We start from the raw sequence: 318 nt of genomic DNA on the forward strand, positions 1-318 counted from the left end.
GATATTTGCTCCTATTCGAGGTTTTCGTTGCTTGTCACGTCCTTCTTCGCCTCCTGGTGCCAAGGCATCCGCCTTGCGCCCTTAGTTTCTTGACCGGAAATATATACTGTTATTCGATTTTCAATGTGCTTTTGACCTTTGATTAGGTCAATGGTCGCTTGCTGACAAATCAGAGATTTGAAACGCCGCGACACCTGACCTACGACGCAATCGAAGATTGCTGTTAGGTCATTGGTGGAGATAAGGAGATTCGAACTCCTGACCCCCTGCTTGCAAGGCAGGTGCTCTCCCAACTGAGCTATACCCCCATAAAAGAAC

1 tRNA gene and 1 rRNA gene are annotated in these 318 nt (G+C 47.8%); both read right to left on the reverse strand.

The features are described 5' to 3' along the window. A 23S ribosomal RNA gene (locus ACU68U_RS09315) occupies positions 1-95 on the reverse strand; the annotation flags it as partial. A 137-nt stretch (positions 96-232) separates the two neighbouring features. Beyond that, a tRNA-Ala gene (locus ACU68U_RS09320) sits at positions 233-308 on the reverse strand. Positions 309-318 lie beyond the last annotated feature (10 nt).

The sequence above is a fragment of the Finegoldia sp. P3-F-LR genome, assembly GCF_052932165.1.